The organism is Psychroserpens ponticola (assembly GCF_023556315.2).
Taxonomy (GTDB): Bacteria; Bacteroidota; Bacteroidia; order Flavobacteriales; family Flavobacteriaceae; genus Psychroserpens; species Psychroserpens ponticola.
The window spans coordinates 3,143,934-3,163,423 of the sequence record NZ_CP116221.1 but is presented as its reverse complement, the minus strand read 5'-3'; the positions used below and the strand labels follow the sequence as shown (position 1 = coordinate 3,163,423).

The window sequence follows — 19,490 nt, the reverse complement described above, 5'->3', positions numbered from 1 at the left end:
AATATTTATGAGCAACAACATTGAATTAGGCGATATTTCATTCGATTTGCCAAAGAACCAATCAAATGTCATCAAAGTGATTGGAGTTGGTGGAGGAGGAAGCAATGCTATTAATCACATGTTTCAACAAGGGATTAAAGGAGTTGACTTCGTTATCTGTAATACAGATTCCCAAGCATTACAAAATAGTGGTGTCCCAAACAAGATCCAATTAGGAGTAAATTTAACCGAAGGTTTAGGAGCAGGAGCAAATCCTGAAGTAGGAGAACAAGCTGCCGTTGAAAGTCTTGAAGATTTAAGACGAATGTTAGGTACCAATACAAAAATGGTATTTATCACAGCAGGAATGGGTGGAGGTACAGGAACTGGAGCTGCACCAATCATTGCCAAACTTGCTAAAGAGATGGAAATATTAACTGTTGGTATTGTGACGATGCCATTTCAGTTTGAAGGAAAAACAAGAAATGAGCAAGCTGCTAAAGGTATTGAAACACTTCGTTCACATGTAGATTCTTTGGTTGTGATTAACAATAATAAGCTTCGTGAAGTTTATGGTAATTTAGGTTTTAAAGCAGGTTTCTCTAAAGCTGATGAAGTATTGTCAACAGCTTCACGCGGTATAGCAGAAGTAATTACACATCACTATACTCAAAATATTGATTTACGTGATGCTAAAACTGTATTGAGTAATAGTGGTACAGCAATCATGGGTTCTTCAACCTCTTCAGGTAAGACCAGAGCACAAGAAGCTATTATGAAAGCTCTAGATTCACCACTGTTAAATGATAATAAAATTACAGGAGCCAAAAACGTATTGTTGCTAATCGTTTCAGGATCTCAGGAAATTACTATCGATGAAATAGGAGAAATCAATGATCACATTCAAAATGAAGCTGGTCATGGTGCAAATATTATTATGGGTGTTGGTGAAGACGAATCATTAGAAGAATCTATCGCTGTAACTATTATCGCTACTGGTTTCGATATAGATCAACAGCACGATATCTCTAATACAGAACAAAAGAAAGTTGTACATGCTTTAGAAGACGATAGAAATGATGATGTCTATATTAAAGAAAGTGATCCAGCAATCATTACTCCAGACATCGTTCTTGAAACTGAAGAAGTAAAACCTGAAGTTGTAGTTCATACATTAATGGAAGAAGATGAGGTAAATGTAAATGAAAATTTTGAAACAGATTTAATCACAACAACTGACATTATCAAAAATATAAATGTAGTTTATGATGAAGTTTTAGATCATAATGCTAAAGAAGAGGATTTTATTATTACTCCTGTTCAAGAAGTTGAAGAAAGTAATATTGAAGGAGTTGAAGAAGAACAAATTACTTTAACGTTTGATTTGCCATTATCTTTTGGTCAAGAAGAATTGGAAACACCAGAAGTCGAAGAGACTACTATCTTTGCATTGGATGATGAAGTGAAAGATTTAGATGTAACTGATCATATTGAAATTGTTTCTGTTACCGAAGCAAACGAAGAAGGTGAGAAGCGCTATGCACTTGATGATTTTATGACTTATGAGTCTTCAATCAATGAAACTAAAACGAAAGTTCAGCCAGAAGTAGAAGAAGAAATTGTGTTTGAAAAAAAGACATTAGAATCTGAAGTTTTTGAAGAAGAAGTAAAAGAAGAAATTGATCCAATGAATAGTCCAATTTCAGAATTACTTATAGAAAGAGCTGATGAGCGAAGACGTAAGATGAAAGATTTTAATTACAAATTCAATACGGCAAAAATTGACGATATTGAAAAAGAACCTGCATATAAAAGACAAGGTGTTAATCTAGAAGATTCTCAGCATTCTTCAGATACAAAAGCTTCAAGAACTTCTGTTGCCACAGATGACAACGATGATATTCAATTAAGAAGCAATAATTCATTTTTACACGACAACGTAGATTAATAGCAAATTTAGTTTAGTGTTTGCACTTTGTTAAACCCGAAAAGTTGAAAAAGCTTTTCGGGTTTTTTATGCTTTAATATGTATTGCCAAACTAAAAACGCTAAGTTTTTTCATATCTTTACTGTCTAAATTAAATTACATATTATGAGTTTACAAAATGATATTATGACTGCAATGAAAGTAGCAATGAAAGATAAGGATCAAGTTGCTTTGGCTTCATTAAGAGCAGTTAAATCGGAAATATTATTAGCTCAAACCTCTGGTTCTGGAGAAGTTCTAACTGAAGAACAAGAACTAAAAATTTTATCTAAGTTAGTAAAACAACGTAAAGATAGTGCAGCAATATTTTCTGAGCAAAATAGGAATGATTTAGCTGATCCAGAACTGGCTCAAGCTGCAATTATTTCTCAATTTTTACCTGCTCAGCTAAGTGAAGAAGATATAGAAAAAGTGGTTCTACTAACTATTGAACAAATTGGAGCTCAAGGTATGAAAGATATGGGGAAAGTGATGGGAATGGTTAATAAGCAATTGGCAGGACAAGCAGATGGTAAAACAATATCTACTATTGTAAAAGATAAATTGTCATAACGATATTGGCCTCGTAGTTCAACTGGATAGAATATCAGATTTCGGCTCTGAGGGTTGGAGGTTCGAATCCTCTCGAGGTCACTAATAAATAAAAAAACTCTGTGTTAAATCAAGCTTGCTTGAATTTATAATCAGAGTTTTTCTGTTTTAAAAACGAAATTTATAGGAATAGAGATTCAAGAGTGTCTTTATGAACCATACATTTTAAGTGCTAATGTCTCTGATAATTTTGAATATGGAATGTTAATATATAAAAGTGTATTTTTGAGAAGAGATCTCTATATTAATCCTCATTTATCGTTTAAAGCATAAATGCTCAACCTACTCCTTCTTTTTAGACAACCAAAGCAAGAACTCTCACCTGAAGCAGAGTTGGTTTTTGATGCCCTTTTATTATTTATCATTTCTTTAGCTGTATTTTTTATGCTTTTCAAGTTATTTAATTTTATTGAAATGGCTTATATAGAATACATTAAAAAGCGTTTGTTTTATAATCATTTATATTTTAATAAAAAGACGCTATCACAAAATCACAAATCTATTCTTAAGCAAAAAATTAAATTTTATAATAATTTATCTAAGAAGCATCAATCTTACTTTGAGCATAGAGTTTATAAAATAATAAATCGGACCGAATTTATTGGAAAAGAATTGGATGTGAGTGATGAAATGAAGCTTGTAATTTCCGCAACGTTAGTTAAGCTTACTTTTGGCTTAAGAGATTATAAGATTGATTCAGTAGAACGTATTCTTATTTATCCAGAAGCGTTTTATTCTCAAATAAATAAGAATTATCATAAAGGTGAGTTTAACTTTGGTTATAGAGCTATAGTATTATCTTGGAAAGACGTATTGCATGGCTATCATATTGATGATGATAACTTAAATTTAGCAGTCCATGAGTTTATTCACGCCATTCACTTTTATTATATGAACGTTAGAAAGCGAAGTACAAGCTCTGCAATATTTTTAGATTCGTTTTATGAGCTTACCCAAGATTTAGATAAGAATAGTAGTTTAAAAGCAGAATTAGTGTCTTCAGATTATATAAGAGAATACGCTTTTACAAATCAATTTGAATTCTTAGCAGTTATCATCGAAACTTTTATTGAAACGCCACATGAGTTTAGGTCTCAATTTCCAGAGATTTATATAAAAGTAAAAGGAATGCTAAATTTTAATTTTTCAGGTTATTGAAACTTACAATTTAAAAACTGCTTGTAACATATATTGAAAGTGGTTGTTGTCAAACTGTCTGTCTTTAGCATTAATTGCAAATTTACCAACACCTTGAAGTCTAACACCAATCTTATCTGAAATCCATATTGTTCCACCACAGACTACGTTACCAGATGAGTTAAGTTCATCAACAGAAAACAGTCCAAATCCAACACCAGTATAGAGATCTAACCAATTTATAGCAAATAGAGCATCTGAGAAATAGTATTTCACATATGTGTTAGTTGAAATGTATGTATAGTCTTTAGTTAATACACCATTGTCTATTTGGCTTTTAGCCTCATATCCATTCAAAGTTAAATCTTGTTCAAGAGCAAAAAACTTTGACCATTTATGTTCAATGGCTAGTGCTAAGGGGTTTTTAAATTGAAAATCTCCTAAACGTTCAAGAGGTTGTCTTGTTCCTAAACTTCCAACAGAATTTACACCAACACTTAGCTTCCAAGGAGCATTTATAAAATCAGATTCTGAAGTAGTATCATATTCAGTATCTGAAGTAGTTTGTGAATTGCCATTAAAACTAATTAATGACACCAACATTAAAAATAAAACTAAATTTCTCATAGTTAAAAATAAGTTAAATCAAATATATGCTTTAAGCTCTAATTTACAAAGAAACAGTAAACTTATTACATTAAAAAGAATTCATTTAAGATTTTTTTCTTTAAAAATTCATTTATATTTATTTATTATATCTCTTCTATAGTTTCTGTTCTTAATAAAGAAACCAATTCTTGTTGTTATAACAGTCTTTATAAATTGAAATTTACTTAAAAATGAATCGATAAACTTCCTTAGAAATGGATGCTTTAATTTTTGTAAAAAAATATAATTTATTAATGTTTTAGACTTAAAATTAGAGAAGTCATTAAAGAAAATTTTTGCAATAGAGAAGTAGTTTTTAAAATATGAAGGATTGAAAGTTTTGTCAAAACTGAAATTATATGCTTTTTTTAAAATAAGTAAATCATAAATAGATTTATAACTGATTCTGCTATAAATATAGCCAGAATCATTTGCTTGAAAATTTAAAATGGTATGATAAACCAAATGTTTTTTAGAAGGAACATAGATGTTTTGAACTGATTCTTTTTTTTCTAAAATATCTTTTACATCCAAAACTCCATTGTATGACTTTATGACAACTTTTCGATGTACTTCAACTGCAGCTAATTTCAATTTGGATTGTAATCTCGGCAAATGCTTATTGTCAAAATATTTTGCACTTATACCTTGATCAGTTCCAGTATAATCATTTTTTAATAATAATTGATAAGTATGATCTATTTGATCCTCATCAACCAGAATGTCAATGTCACCAAGCATTCTTTCTCCCACGTCTTGATATAAATTTTTTATTAGAAACGCGCTTCCTTTTAGAAATACAAAATCAATCTTATTTGTGTTTAAAATATCAGCAATACTTTTAATTTCATTTAGTAATGTGTTATTCCTATTTCTATTGATAGTTGTTATTTCATCTAGATACATTACTAGTTCTTCAGGAAGGTATTGTAGTAAATTCTTATCTTTAAGTCTACAATAACATGTGGTTAAAACTAAATAATCACTTGCTATATAAACAAATTGTTCCCAATTTATTGTGTTGGAAATCATGTCTTGTTTTAAAGTTTCAATTGAGTTTTCATAACTCAAAATATCAGCAATGAGTTGTAACGTATTTTTATATGAATTTTTAGTGAAAGACAAAGGCTCTTTTTAAGAATTTAAAAGTAAGTAAAACATTTAAGATTCTTTGAAGAGGTCTTTAAATTTTGAAATGGCAAAGTTATTATTATTGTAATTTAATTGATAACAATCAATTTTCTTAAACCAATTTATAAACTTTAAAGCATGAGTTTTTTTTGGTGAAATCCAAGAATCTGGTATTAAAGTTTCTAGAATTTTATCTGAAGACACTTTTGTAATGCTATCTTTTTCTAAAGCATTGTATTTAACATATACAATTTTTGTACACGGAAAGCTTGAAGTTTGACTCTCATAATTAACTAGAGGTGGTACATATTTAATGTTTACTTTTTTTGGCCCACTAGTATGGGTTTTTAGTTCATCTATATCTTTTAGATAAGGTTTTAAGGCTTTAAAAGCTCCTTTTTTAATAGATGTAGCAGCGGGATAACGAAACAGATTGAGGTTGTCTTCATAAAGCGGCGTGAAATCATCACAGAGGATATCAAAGCCATTAGCCATTAATAAAACGGATAGTGTACTTTTACCGTTACCTGAATCTCCTACAATCATAATAGATTCTTTTCCATTAGAAATTGTAGAAGCATGAAATGTTGCTATCCAATTACCAATTTCAGTATTATGAATTGTATTTGTGAGTTGTAAAGCAAATTTGCCTTGTAAAAAATGAAAAGATTGTGTTTTAAAACTCCCTACATGTTTGCCATTCTCCAATAGATGTAAATTATCATCAGTTTTGAAAATATCAAATAGAACATCAAATTCTGTCGTGTTTTCTATTGAATGATGAGAAATTTGAGGGTGAACCAAGCTTTTTATTACTTCAGACTCATATCTTATACTAACAATTTTATCATTAAACTTATAAGATTGTTTTATATATTGAGTTGGAGCAATTGTAGATATGATATTAGAAGTAGCATTAGTTATTTCATCTATATTGACATCTTTTAGGAAAATGGTTATATCATTATAGATGGTGTTTGCTGTATTTTCATCAAAATCAAAATTTTGATGAAGGTTAACAACAAATGAATCCCGACTTTCATCGGGATTCATATATAGTTTTATAAATTCACTATTTATTTTTGAAGTAACAAGATATCTGTTTGATTTTTCAAACCAAAGTAAAACAGCATTTTCATTAATATCCTGAATTAACTGTGGTGATAGATTTGTTTTCAAATCAAAAAAAAATAATATTATTCGAAAGGATTTCCTCCTGGATCTGGTGGAGAAGAAGCTTGCGCTTGTTTAGGGTTTAAAATAATGAACGTCCCAATAGCTGTTAAAGCAGCATATTTGCTCATTTTTTTGATTGCCTCCTTACGAGTGATCTGATTTTCTGAATTAATATTTTTCATACGTATTGTTATGATAAAGGTCAAAAATAATAAAATTTATTTAATGTCATTAATTTTTGACCTTTATTTTTTAAGATTAGTCTATAATTACCTTTTTAGTTTCCTCTTGACTGTTATTTTGAACAGTAACAATGTACACACCTGAGTTAATACTAGATACATTTATACGATTTTCTAAAATGGTATCATCAAGTTTAGTACTTAATACTAATCGACCTTGAATATCGAATACATTTAGCATTGTATTATCACTTAGTAGTTCTCCACTAATAACAAGTTCATCAGAAGCTTTTAACGTATAGATGTCTAATTTAGAAATAGAGTTGTCTATAGTTGTTAAAGCACCTTGAGAAGTTCTTAAGAAGAATCGACCCGTTCCAGATAATGCAGCTGAAGGGTTAATCACATAATCCGCGTTATTTAATAACGTAATTGTGTTTTTCACTCTATCTTCAAGATATACATTAACAGAAGCTGGTAAAGTTATTTCAGAAATGCTAAACCTTAATTCTTCATCTTGGTTTGCATTAACACCTAATGGAATACTAATGTCTGATAGATCAGTATGATCAACAGCTTGTAACGCCATTGCTTTACCATTGTTTTCTTCAATTAAGTGAGAATAAATTGCGAAATCAGGAGCAGTTTCACCCCAAATAGCAGCATCATATCCTGCATCAAATCCAGAACTTGCATTGTTGTTAAAGTAGATATCAGTACCATAAGACTTATTAGCAGTACTTAAATCTAATTTCACATATGTCAATTGTGCATTACGACCTACAATGAAATCATCACTAGAACCCGTTCTTCTCATATCAGGAGAGAATTCTAGATCATAACCAGCAGTTTGAGCAGCATTAGCACTGACCATGAATCCTTGACCAGGAGCAATAACAGTAGACGGTAAAGTAGTAGCATAGTTGTAAATAGTCCAACCATTACCATGACTACCATCATAACCATATATAGCTTCCGTACCAGTATCAAAAAGTTGAATGTTAGTTGTGCCATCTCCTAAATCATGAGCAAGGAAATCCCAAACATTTAAATAAGAAGGATAAGGATTACCAACTAAGTTCCATATAGCATTATTAGATCCAGCGTTAACAAGGTCGTTAGTCACAACGCCATTATTAGCTGTACCAGTAAATGTAAAAGTATCATTATCAACAGAACCAGCTCTGTATCCAACACCAGGATCAAGCGTAGATGTTTCAGTATCAGCCCAAGTAACATATTGACCAGTTACTTTTTCAAAAGGGCCAAATAAATACAACGTACCACCAGCATTGGTTAGAATATTAGGGTTTGCAGCGGCAAATGTATTAAAAGGCTGTCCTGTTAAAGGAGCAGAAACTAAATCGTTACTACCAGTTGTTGTACCAGAACTAGCATTAATATTCACATGACGTTCGTAAGTCATAGTTCCAGTTACAGTACCATCAAGAATTAAACTAGAGTAACTCGTAGAGTTAGAGTCTAATAGTAATCCTGCAGTTGGAGTAAGCGTAACACCAGCATCAACAGTTACACCAGCACCTGGTAGAACTGTAAATGTATTACAACCTGTATTCGCTGTAAGATTAACATCACCAGATGCAATTACAATGTCATTAGTGGTTGTTGTTCCAATAGGATTACTACCATCTACCCATCCATTATTATAAACAAATGCAGCTGTACCTGAACACGTTACAGACATTTCGAAAGCACCTATACTGCCTACGTTATAACCTTCAACAGAAATCCAATATTGGATGCCAGGAGATGTTACTAAACTAGCCTGTGCAAGATAATCTGAATTTGTACCATTACAGTCATCATAACCAGAAGCTTCTAAAGTCAAGTTGCCAGAAGTTCCAGTGAATACAAGAATTTCTGTATCAAAGTCAGTACCATCAAGACAAGTATCTAAGTCTAAAGTTTCTCCAGTTCCATAGAATGAATACCACATATTCGGCGAATCTGTATCTGCATTAAAGCCTGTTGCATCAGGAGCGTCGTCCTCATCTAAAGTTGCAGTAGTAGTATCACCAAATACTGTATCACCACAATTTAATGCAATTGCATTTGCAAAATCATCATTTGGTGGAGGACAAGTACTATTAAATGTTCCTAATGAACCATCACAGTTTGAATCAACAGCTGTAATATTTACAGTAATGTTATCACCAAAATTATAAGGTCCTAAAGTTGTAGTTCCAGAAACAACAGGAGTTGTTGCAGTTCCATCATCAAATACAGATCCAGCAGATCCTTCATCAGCAACCACAATCTCTATAGAGAATTGTTGAGCACCACAGTTTTCTACAACCGTTGAACTTGTAACATCTACAGGTGTACATAGTGGAGGATAAGAGAAACATAAATCATATGCTCCAGAAGTAGTGCTTTCTGTCCAAACTTGTAACCAGTACGTTGTACTAGGTGTCAGACCTGTAAGTGTATTTAACCCTGCAGTTAAAGTTGCTGCACAAGCTACTTCTGTTCCAGCACAAGCATCATATACACTCATATCAAGATTCCCAGGAGTACCATCAGTTACTTCAACATTTATAGAAGTAGAAACAGCATCAGTTGAGAATGTAAACCATACATCTTGTTCTGTACCAACGTCAAAAGATTCACAAGATCCTAATGCACCACTATACGTTGCAAATTCGTTATCAAAACTTGTTGTAGTACATGATCCATATGCTCCAGGAGTAACTACCACTGCGCCAGCACAAGTGTCATTTGCTGGTGGTGGTGGTTGTGAACCAATGCAAATATCAAAAGAAGTAAATGCACCAGAATTAGAACTATAAGAATTTACTCTTACAGTATATGTATTACCAATAGTTAATCCAGATGTTGTACTTGTATCTGAATCACTACATGTTAAGTTAGTTAATGTACCACAAGCGCCTTCCCATACAGAATGATATAAATCTGTAGGTGTTCCAGTTACATTTGATAATTCTACTCTGTGTTCAGTATGTGTAGCCACGAATGTATACCATACATCATCATTTTCAGTACCACTACAAGTTGCCTCACTTTCTCCAGATGCAGTAGCGCCAGCAATTGAACCAGCAGTTACAGTGCCACAATCATAATCAGGATTTACGGTAAGTGCAATAGCATCTGCGCATTCATCATTAGCAGGAGCTGGAGGAGCTGTACTAATACAAATATCAAAAGTTGATGAGCTAGAAGAAGTTCCATAAGAATTTACTCTTAGCGTATATGTATTACCAATAGTTAATCCTGTAGGATTACTAGTGTTTGAATCAGTACAATCTACATTAGTTAATGTACCACAAGCACCTTCCCATAAAGAATGATACATGTCAGTATAAGGCGTAACATTTTGTATTTCTATTCTGTGTGTTGTTGCAGTAGCTACAAACGTATACCATACATCGTCAGTTTCTGCTCCAGAACAAGTTGCTTCATCTTCTCCAGAAGCAGTTGCGCTTTGAATTGTACCAGCAGTTACCGTACCACAAGCATAATCAGGATTTACTGTAAGTGCAATAGCATCAATACATTCATCATTAGCAGGTGGTGGTGGTGGTGTCCCAATACAAATATCAAACGTAGTTGTTGCACCAGCATTACCACTATAAGAATTTACTCTTACAGTATATGTGTTACCAATAGTTAATCCTGTAGGATTACTAGTGTTTCCATCACTACATACTAAGTTTGTTAACGTACCACAAGCACCTTCCCATAGAGAATGGTACATGTCAGTAGGAGTTCCAGAAATATTTGATAGTTCTATTCTGTGTGCTGTTGAAGTAGCTACAAACGTATACCATACATCATCATTTTCAGCTCCAGCACAAGTTGCTTCACTTTCACCATCTGCGGTTGCACCATAAAGATCTCCAGACGTAACTGTACCACAAGCAAAATCAGGATTAACTGTAAGCGCTATTGCGTTAGCACAAGCATCGTTTGCTGGAGGACATACATAAGTGAAATCACCTAAAGAAGAGTCACAAGAAACATCTGTATGTAATAATGTTAATGTTTCTGTTGTTCCAACAGGATAAGGTCCTGCAACTGCTGTAGATCCTGTAAATGCATAGGTGTTTGTTCCGTCAGAAACTCCAGTAGCGTCATTTACTGTTGTTAAATTAACAGTAACAGTAAATTCGTCAGTGCCACCACAAGTGTCACTAATTACTGTAGTATCTACTACTCCAGGAGTACATGCCAAGCATTCTACATCCCAATCCCAGTCATCACCAAAAGAACATGATGTTGAAGAACCATCAGACGATACTTTTACGTAAATTATATCACCTGTAGAATTAGCAGTAACACCTGTTAAATCACCAGCTGCACCATAACCGTTATATAATTCTGTAACACCGTCAGAATCTAAAATAATTAGTTCATCATAATTGTTTTCAGTATCTCCTGCATTAAATGTTACTTTAAGACTTGAAGCATCTGAACTTTGATATGCGAACATAGTTTCATCATTATTTGTGTAACAAAATGTTGTATTTACTGGTGTTCCACCAGCACAATCAACAAGTGTTGGGCAATCATCATATTGGAAAGTACCTAAAGCCAAATTACAAGCTATATCAGAATGTAAAATTGTAATGTCTGGAACTTCGCCAAGGTTGTAAGTATATGTGTTAATACCTGCAACAATAGCTTCAGAACCATTTACGGCATCATCTTTAAAAGTAGCAGCACCAATTGACGCTACATCAATAACAACATCAAAAGTACCTGCTCCACAATTTTCAACTATAGTTGAACTATTTATTGCAATTGCTGTACAAGATGGAGCTACGATATTAACATCAAAATCTAATGTTACACCATAAGAACCATTATAGCATGCGTTAGGTGTATCTTGTCCACTATAAGCAGTACCTATTCTCATTTTGTGAGTTCCTAATGTCGCTGATACTGGCATTGGGAAACTTGCATCAAAAGTAGTAGGATTAGTCGAAAGAGATTCTCCAGAGAATACTAATTCAGAAGGATCTAAAATATAATCATCATTAAAATCAATCCAAATATTTGTTCCATACGCATACCCAGTTTCAAATGTAATTGAAACAGGAGCTGTAAGTCCTTGGCTAAAATCTACTGGAGTTCCAGAATGATCAAAATAAGTTACGTCACCAGTTGGGAACGATGTTGCATCAATTGTTACATTTGAGATTCCATTATTATCATTAGAAGTTGGCTCAGATGTACAATAACATCCAGCAGCAATAGTAGTATATGTTTGTTCAGCACATACTGCAGTTCCAAAATCATTATAAGGAGATATTGTATAGTAATATTGTGTATTTACGGTTTGAGACGAAACTGTAGTCGTCAATACGTTGCCAAGATCTACATTATCAATGATATCATTTCCACCCATTGTTGTACCAACAGTTAAGTAATATCCATCGGCTACAACAGGAGTTGAAGCATCCCAAGCTAATGTTGTTTCTAAAGAACCACAAGTAGCATCTGGAGTCGCAGTATATGTAGCTGGACAATCAGGAGCTGTAGTTGGGTAAGGAATACATGTTGCTGAAATTTCAAACTCTAATCCAGGGTCTCCATTAATCCAATTTCCAACTTGTATAAAGTATTCTGTACCTACATCAGCAGCAAATGTAACCGAAACTGGGTTACCACCACTACCAGCAGATGAATCAGAACAACTTCCTAAAGTGATTCCTGAACAGGCGCCATCAGTACTTGTAAAAACACCAATTTGTGCTTCTTCTACAGTTGCGTTTACAGTTATAGTAACATCACTATCATCACCAGTATATTGGTACCATACATCATTACCAATTGATCCATCACAAGATGTAGCACTTGCTCCAGTTGCACTAATAGTAGATTGACCTGTAAGTGTATCATTACAAGCAATAGCTGTAGCGTCTGCACATAAATCATTATCTGGTGGACAGTTATAAGTTTGCGTTGCTAAATCGTAATCACAAACAGGACTTGAATGATTTATAGAAAGATCAGCATCAGTTCCTGAAATATAACCTGATAATGTATAAGTAAAAGTACCAGGTACGACAGATTCAAAAGGGTATGGTTCACTTGTTCCTACAATAAATAACGCATCACCAAGACTTGAAAATGTAACTTCAACATCAAATGTACCTGATCCACAATCTTCAATTACTGTTATTGTATCTACTATAGATGGAGTACATGCTAAACATTCAATATCCCAATCCCAATCAGCACCTGTTGAACATTCAGTAGTTGAGCCATCAGAACTTACTTTTACAGTAATACTATCTCCAGAAGAAGTAGCAGAAACACCAGTTAAGTCTCCAGATGCTCCATAACCATTATATAATTCTGTTACACCATCTGAGTCTAAAATAATTAATTCGTCATAAGTGTCTTCAGTATCTCCTGCATTAAATGTTACTCTTAAATTTGAACCATCTGAACTTACATATTTAAATTCAGTTTCGTCATTATTAGAATAGCAATATGTCTCATTCAAATCAGGTCCAGGACACGTTATTGAAACAGGAGAAGCTGGAGTAGTAAAGCTAACTGGGCCAACCCAGTCGCCATAATCACCACCAGTACAATCTGCTCTAACATACACATCATATGTTGTAGATTCTGTTAGCCCCGTTTTATTATATACACTTGTAGCTGGATCACCAGCAGCTGCAGGAGCGCCAGCTCCACTTCCTTGAAAAGCAATTTCCCATGCTGTTTCTCCAGTGATACTAGCTGTCCAGCTAACATCTGCTGTTGTATCTGTAAAAGCATCAATAGTAATACCAGAAACCACATCACATGTAGGAGCCTCATAGAGAACCATTACAATATCTGTTAAATCCATATCAGACCCACCATAAGAGGTGTCAAAAGCAACTCCTAATAAGCCATTGACACTAGGGTTATAATTGGCTGGAAAATTACCAATGAACGTTAGTGTAGTTGTAGTACCATCATTAGCACCTCCAGAAGATGGCCCATCAACATCGACAGAACCTGCAGATGTTGTAATTAAAGCTTCAGCTTCACTAGACCAAGGACCTCCACCTCCAGCTGTCCAGGTTACAGTTAGTTCAAAAGAGTCATATTCAGCAGCAGTTACACCAGCTGTATTACCGACTGTATTTAAACCTATTTCTTCAGGTGTTCCACTGACCACATTAAGTGGTCCTTCTGTTGGAAACGTGAATTGTGCTTGAGATTGCCAACAAAAGGCAAGCATAGCAAGTAGTAACAATGTAAATTTTTTCATAATGTTAATTTAGTTAATAGCTCAGTTAATAGCATTGTTTATGCATGAATGCATGTATAACATTAATAGGAAGTTTCTGAAGATTTAGGGATGATTTAGTAATATATCGGATGGATTGTAACTAAATCGAAAAACAAATATAACAAATCTTAACAGTTTTTGAACTTTTTGTTAATAAAATGTGAAATAATTTAGAATAATTGATTTTTTAACGATTTCATTCAATTTTGTACCCGTTTATTTAACAAATAAAGCGCACTAGATGGTTCTAGTGCGCTTATAGAAGATCATTAAAAGAGTCTTATTTTATAATCACTTTTTGTGATTTTTGCTGTTCGTTATTTTGAACATTTACAACATATACACCTCCGCTTAAAGAAGAAATATCAATACGGTTTTCAAGGCTAGTATTATCAAGTTGTGTTGATAACACTTTTCTACCTTGAATGTCATATAGGTTTAATATTGTATTTTTTTGTAATTGTCCATTAACTACGATTTCATTTGATTCGTTTAAAGCGAAAATAGTTAATTCATTAAAGCTATTCTCAATTGTAGATAAAGCGACTTCTGAAACTCTAATATAGAAACGTCCAATTCCAGATAAAGCAGTTGAAGGGGTTAATACATAATCTAAGTCATTTAATAGCGTTGTTGTATTTTCTACTGTGTCTATAAAATAAACAAAATGATTTTCTGGCAATTCATTTAGTGACATTGTAAAGGTTACTTGTACACCTTGATTTGCATTAATCCCGATTGGGATGGTTACATCCATAAGATCGGTTGTGTTTAGAGCTTGTAATGTTAAGTGGGCTCCTTCATCTTCTTCAACAAGATGTGAGTATAAAACAAACGGCAGATTAATGCTAAATATTTCGGCGTCATGTCCTAAATCAAATGCACGAGTAGCTATTGGATTAAAATAAAACTCAGTACTATATGAATCTGCAGCTGAAGATGCCTGAAGAGTAAAATGGGTTAGTCCTCCACTACGACCTGCAATGAAATCGTCAGTAGTTCCTGTAGATCTTATTGTTGGTGAGAATTCTAAATCGTATAGTGGTGCATAAGTTGCATCAGCACTTACAAAGAATCCTTGTCCAGGAGCAATTACTGTAGAAGCAGTCGTGTTAGCTAAGTTATAAACCGTCCAGCCATTTAAAGCATTACCATCATAACCGTAAATTGCAGCTGTACCAGCATCAAATAAATCAAGGTTTGAAATGCCAGAACTAACTTCATGGTTAAGAAAATCTTGAACATTTATATAAGAAGGGTATGGGTTACCAACTAGGTTCCATTCTGATTCTGCAGGTTCTGAAGGACCAGAGTTTATTATATCATTAGTGATGGTTCCATTGTTTGCGGTTCCAGTAAATGTAAATGTTCCATTGTCATCTGATGCAGCTCTATATCCAACTCCAGCATCTAATGTAGCAGTCTCAGTGTCTGCATAAGTTAGATATTCTCCAGAAGTTTTATCAAAAGGGCCAAATAAGAATAATGTACCTGCACCATTACTTAAAATGTTAGAATTAGCAGTTGCAAAATCGTCAAATTGTTGTCCAGTTAATGGAGCAGATATTAAATCATTACTTCCAGTGGTTCCAGAACCATTAATATTTACGTGACGTTCATAGTTGATGGTTCCATTAGAAGTACCATCAATAATTAAACTTGAGTATTCATTTGAATCAGACTCTAAACTAAGGTTACCAGAGTTGTTTAAGTTTCCAGATACTTCAAGATTACCGGTTTTTTCTACAATAATGTCTGTACTCGTTTCAATTGTGATATTAGAAACTTCAACAGAAGTAGTAATTGAAGGTTCGTTAGTTTGATCTGTAATTACAACATCGGTTGTACTTGATGGCGCCGCAGCTTCATCCCAGTTACTTGTATTAGTCCAAGAACTATCAGAAGCTCCTGTCCAGAAGAACAAATTAGTTTTTGATCTTGGGTTGTCTGTGCCATCTTGCGTCCAGTTGTCTTCAATTGCACCACTACCAGTACTGTTTCTGTAGTAAGTAAAGCTGTCACTCCAATTCCATGGGCTTTGTCCACTTCCATTATCGTTAAATTGATCGATCACACCATTTGTAGTGTGGTATACATCACAACCATCATCTCCGCCATTAAAGTAGAAATCACTTCCTGTTGCATCAGCCGTATCACTATATTCAGTAGTATAGTTGCCTGCATTTTGAGTCACTATAACAAAGCTACCAGGACTTAGTGTGCCGCTAAGAGTAACTTGTTGTGTAGAGCTACCAGGATTTGAATTGAAATACCTAGCTTCAATATTATCTAGGTTGATAATTTTATTACTTCTATTGTAAATTTCCATATATCCATTATCATTTCCAGTAGCAGAACCATCACCAGAAACTTCAGTGATAATTAAGTCACCAGCAACCGCTTCTTCAACCGTGTTTGGCGTTGCAGAATCAGTTACACCAGCACTCCAAGTTGTCGTTTTACGAGCAAAAGCTGTAAAGTGATATGTTGTGCCATTTGTTAAACCCGTTACTGTAACAGATGTTCCTGTACCTTTATAAACAGCATATTCGTTAGTTCCTAAATCGGTACCAGAACCAAAAACGGTATTTGCAGTGTATGCAGTGCCATCACCTGTTGGTGTAACCGTTACAGCTGAAGTTGCTTTTGCAACGACTAAAATGTCATCAAAACAACTCCCATTAGTCCAACTTAAATCAATAGTAGTATCACCTGATGTTGCTGTAAATGTAGTCACATCAGAAGGTGTTGGGCAATCTGTAGTAAAGTTACCAGTTAATTCCGTTAATTCATAACATGTACCAGTTGTGTTGTATTCGTAAACAGCTACATGATAAGTAGTAGCAGCAGTTAAGCCAGTAATACTAACAGAACTTGTAGCAGAACCAGATTGTACAACATAATTACCTGTACCAATTTGGTCACCTGATGTAAAAACTGTATTTCCTGTGTAAGCTGTTCCATCAGTAGGATCCATGTCAACTGCAGAACTTTCTTTAACAACAACCATAACTTCATCACCATTTCCTGAAGTCCAGTTTAATGTTGCACTTGTAGAACCAATTGATGTAGTGTTATAAGCAGAAGCTTGAGTCGTTGGAGCAGTACAGCCTGAAGCTAGTGTGAAAACAGTAGTTGAAATCGGTAATATATTGTTACCATTTGAAGTTTCAATCTGCCAATTAGTTGTATTCATAATAAGAGGCAAATAATCAGCAAAAGCAGATTCACTAGATCTAGAACCCGTATATTCATAACCATCACCATCGTCATCAAAGTCAAGAAAATCTGTACCATCAGTAAGTCCAGTTCCTGTTAACGTTGAGCCAGTAAGATCATTAGATATTCCAGCTAAAAATCCAGGTGTTGCCATTGTTGAAGCAGAAGGCGTACTTAATAAGGCGAATAATTGTTCATCACTAGCACCTAAATTAACACTACCACCAGATACGCTTCCTATATTTACAGTAGGAGAGCCTCCACTAGTATCTTCAATAATAATAACTGAACCAGCTGTAACTGTACTTGTATGAGACCATTCAATCTCGCCTTCATTTATGTTATTAAATGAATTGCCATCCCATTCATTATCTGTAAACCAAATCGTAGTGTTGGCTGGAATATCTGCTAAAGCCACAAATGAAAATTCATCACCTCCATCTGCATTAAAGGCTGTAAAGGCAATGTCTCCAGCGCCTAATTGATCAATTGGTGCAGCAGAATCAGTTACACCCGAACTCCATGTGGTTACTTTGCGAGCAAAAGCTTCAAAATGATAGGTTGTACCATTTGTTAAACCAGTAATGGTTACCGAAGTACCAGAACCTTTATAAACAGCATATTCACTAGTCCCTAAATCGGTACCAGAACCAAAAGCAGCATTTGCAGTGTAAGCAGTGCCATCACCAGTTGGTGTTACTGTTACGGCAGAAGTTGCTTTGGCTACGACTAAAATCTCATCAAAACAACTCCCATTCGTCCAACTTAAATCAACTTCAGTATTACCTGCAGTTGCCGTAAATGCAGTCACATCTGAAGGCGTTGAACAACCCGTGGTAAAGTTACCTGTTAATTCCGTTAACTCATAACATGTATCAGTCGTATTATATTCATATACAGCAACATGATAAGTGGTAGCAGCAGTTAGACCAGTAATACTAACCGAACTTGTAGCCGAACCAGATTGTACCACATAATTACCTGTGCCAATTTGATCACCAGATGTGAAAACTGTATTTCCTGTGTATCCTGTTCCATTTGTAGGGTCTGCATCAACAGCCGAGCCTGCTTTAACAAGTACTAATACTTCATCACCATCACCATCAGTCCAATTTAATGTAGCACTTGTGGTTCCTATAGACGTTGTGTTATAAACCGAAGCTTGGGTTGTAGGAGCTGTACAACCACCACCACCAGAAGTATAAGTAACATCAAAAGTATCTACATATATTCTGTTTCCGCTTCCACTTTCTCTTTGAAAAAATTCTACTTGTGAAGTAGAGCTTATTCCGCTAATAGTATAAGTACTTCCTCCTGATAAGTTAACTTGCGATCCTCCATCAACAATATAACCAGCATCTCCAATTAGCGATGACGCATTAACAATAATATTAGTTATGGTTACACCACTGTTCGCGTAAATAATAATTGAACCTCCTTTGGTGGCGTTTTGATATAAACGTAATTGGCCACTATTGAGTGCAGGGTTTGAAGTACCAGAGTTTTTGAAACTACCAAAACCTATATTTGGATCAGAATCAACAGTGATACCAGGTGATGCTTCATTTAGTCCTGTGACTGCGCCTCCGTCAGAAAAATCATAGGTTACTGTAGTCTGCCCAAACCCTAAAGCAGTCATCATTAGGGCAAGTAAAAGTGTGTAAATGTGTTTCATAGTTATATTAAATTAGTGTCAATCAGAATTATTAATAGTAGGCTATCAAACAATATAGATAAAAATATAGGGCTAGCAAATATACTACAAAGTTATTAATGTTGAAACTTCAAATTATTAACAAATGTTTAAATCTTGCTCATATAGACTTGTTTCTATATGAAATTATGACATTAAATTTGTGAATAGTCATAAGTTTTAATTTCGTAAATGAGTTTATAAGTTGTTACTAGTTTTTGGTTTAGTCATGTTATTTGCAGTAAAAAAAATCGCACTATTGCTAGTGCGATTTTTTAAAGTTTATAAGGTTTTGAAATTATTCAAAAGGATTTCCACCTGGATCTGGCGGAGAAGAAGCTTGCGCTTGTTTAGGGTTTAAAATAATGAACGTCCCAATAGCTGTTAAGGCCGCATATTTGCCCATTTTAGTAAGGGCTTCCTTTCTTGTGATGTTATCCTGTTTTATATTTGTTTTCATTTTTCTTGAATGTT

At 34.1% G+C, this 19,490-nt stretch carries 10 protein-coding genes and 1 tRNA gene; 4 read left to right on the top strand and 7 right to left on the bottom strand.

Annotated elements, in window-relative coordinates; genetic code table 11:
* Positions 1 to 7 precede the first annotated feature (7 nt).
* From ftsZ to MUN68_RS13920, 4 genes are all read left to right on the top strand, one after another.
* Positions 8 to 1,927, top strand: a complete 1,920-nt coding sequence (ftsZ, locus tag MUN68_RS13935) for a cell division protein FtsZ (protein WP_249993927.1) — start codon at positions 8 to 10, stop codon at positions 1,925 to 1,927.
* 144 nt (positions 1,928 to 2,071) lie between these two features.
* On the top strand, positions 2,072 to 2,518 hold the full coding sequence (locus tag MUN68_RS13930) for a GatB/YqeY domain-containing protein (protein WP_249993928.1): 447 nt from the start codon (positions 2,072 to 2,074) through the stop codon (positions 2,516 to 2,518).
* A 7-nt stretch (positions 2,519 to 2,525) separates the two neighbouring features.
* Positions 2,526 to 2,599, top strand: a tRNA-Arg gene (locus MUN68_RS13925).
* A 231-nt stretch (positions 2,600 to 2,830) separates the two neighbouring features.
* Positions 2,831 to 3,715 (top strand): zinc-dependent peptidase, encoded by an 885-nt coding sequence (locus MUN68_RS13920; protein ID WP_249993930.1) that lies wholly within the window; start codon positions 2,831 to 2,833, stop codon positions 3,713 to 3,715.
* A gap of 3 nt (positions 3,716 to 3,718) precedes the next feature.
* Here the strand turns inward: MUN68_RS13920 and MUN68_RS13915 are convergent, their stop codons facing one another.
* The 7 genes from MUN68_RS13915 to MUN68_RS13885 all read right to left on the bottom strand — a co-directional run bounded on the left by MUN68_RS13915 (position 3,719) and on the right by MUN68_RS13885 (position 19,476).
* Entirely contained in the window at positions 3,719 to 4,321 is a 603-nt protein-coding gene (locus MUN68_RS13915) for a hypothetical protein (protein WP_249993932.1), read from the bottom strand.
* A gap of 108 nt (positions 4,322 to 4,429) precedes the next feature.
* Positions 4,430 to 5,467, bottom strand: coding sequence for a nucleotidyltransferase family protein (locus MUN68_RS13910; protein WP_249993934.1), 1,038 nt, complete (start codon positions 5,465 to 5,467; stop codon positions 4,430 to 4,432).
* A 36-nt stretch (positions 5,468 to 5,503) separates the two neighbouring features.
* A complete protein-coding gene (locus tag MUN68_RS13905; RefSeq protein WP_249993936.1) occupies positions 5,504 to 6,652 on the bottom strand; it encodes a phosphoenolpyruvate carboxykinase (ATP) in 1,149 nt (382 codons plus the stop codon).
* 17 nt (positions 6,653 to 6,669) lie between these two features.
* Positions 6,670 to 6,855: a hypothetical protein gene (locus MUN68_RS13900; RefSeq protein ID WP_249993970.1), complete on the bottom strand. Its 186-nt coding sequence runs from the start codon at positions 6,853 to 6,855 to the stop codon at positions 6,670 to 6,672.
* Positions 6,856 to 6,907: 52 nt separating this feature from the next.
* Positions 6,908 to 14,083, bottom strand: coding sequence for a T9SS type A sorting domain-containing protein (locus MUN68_RS13895; RefSeq protein WP_272792382.1), 7,176 nt, complete (start codon positions 14,081 to 14,083; stop codon positions 6,908 to 6,910).
* 301 nt (positions 14,084 to 14,384) lie between these two features.
* Positions 14,385 to 18,998: a beta strand repeat-containing protein gene (locus tag MUN68_RS13890; protein WP_249997345.1), complete on the bottom strand. Its 4,614-nt coding sequence runs from the start codon at positions 18,996 to 18,998 to the stop codon at positions 14,385 to 14,387.
* A gap of 316 nt (positions 18,999 to 19,314) precedes the next feature.
* Positions 19,315 to 19,476: a hypothetical protein gene (locus tag MUN68_RS13885; protein ID WP_249997344.1), complete on the bottom strand. Its 162-nt coding sequence runs from the start codon at positions 19,474 to 19,476 to the stop codon at positions 19,315 to 19,317.
* Positions 19,477 to 19,490: the final 14 nt, after the last annotated feature.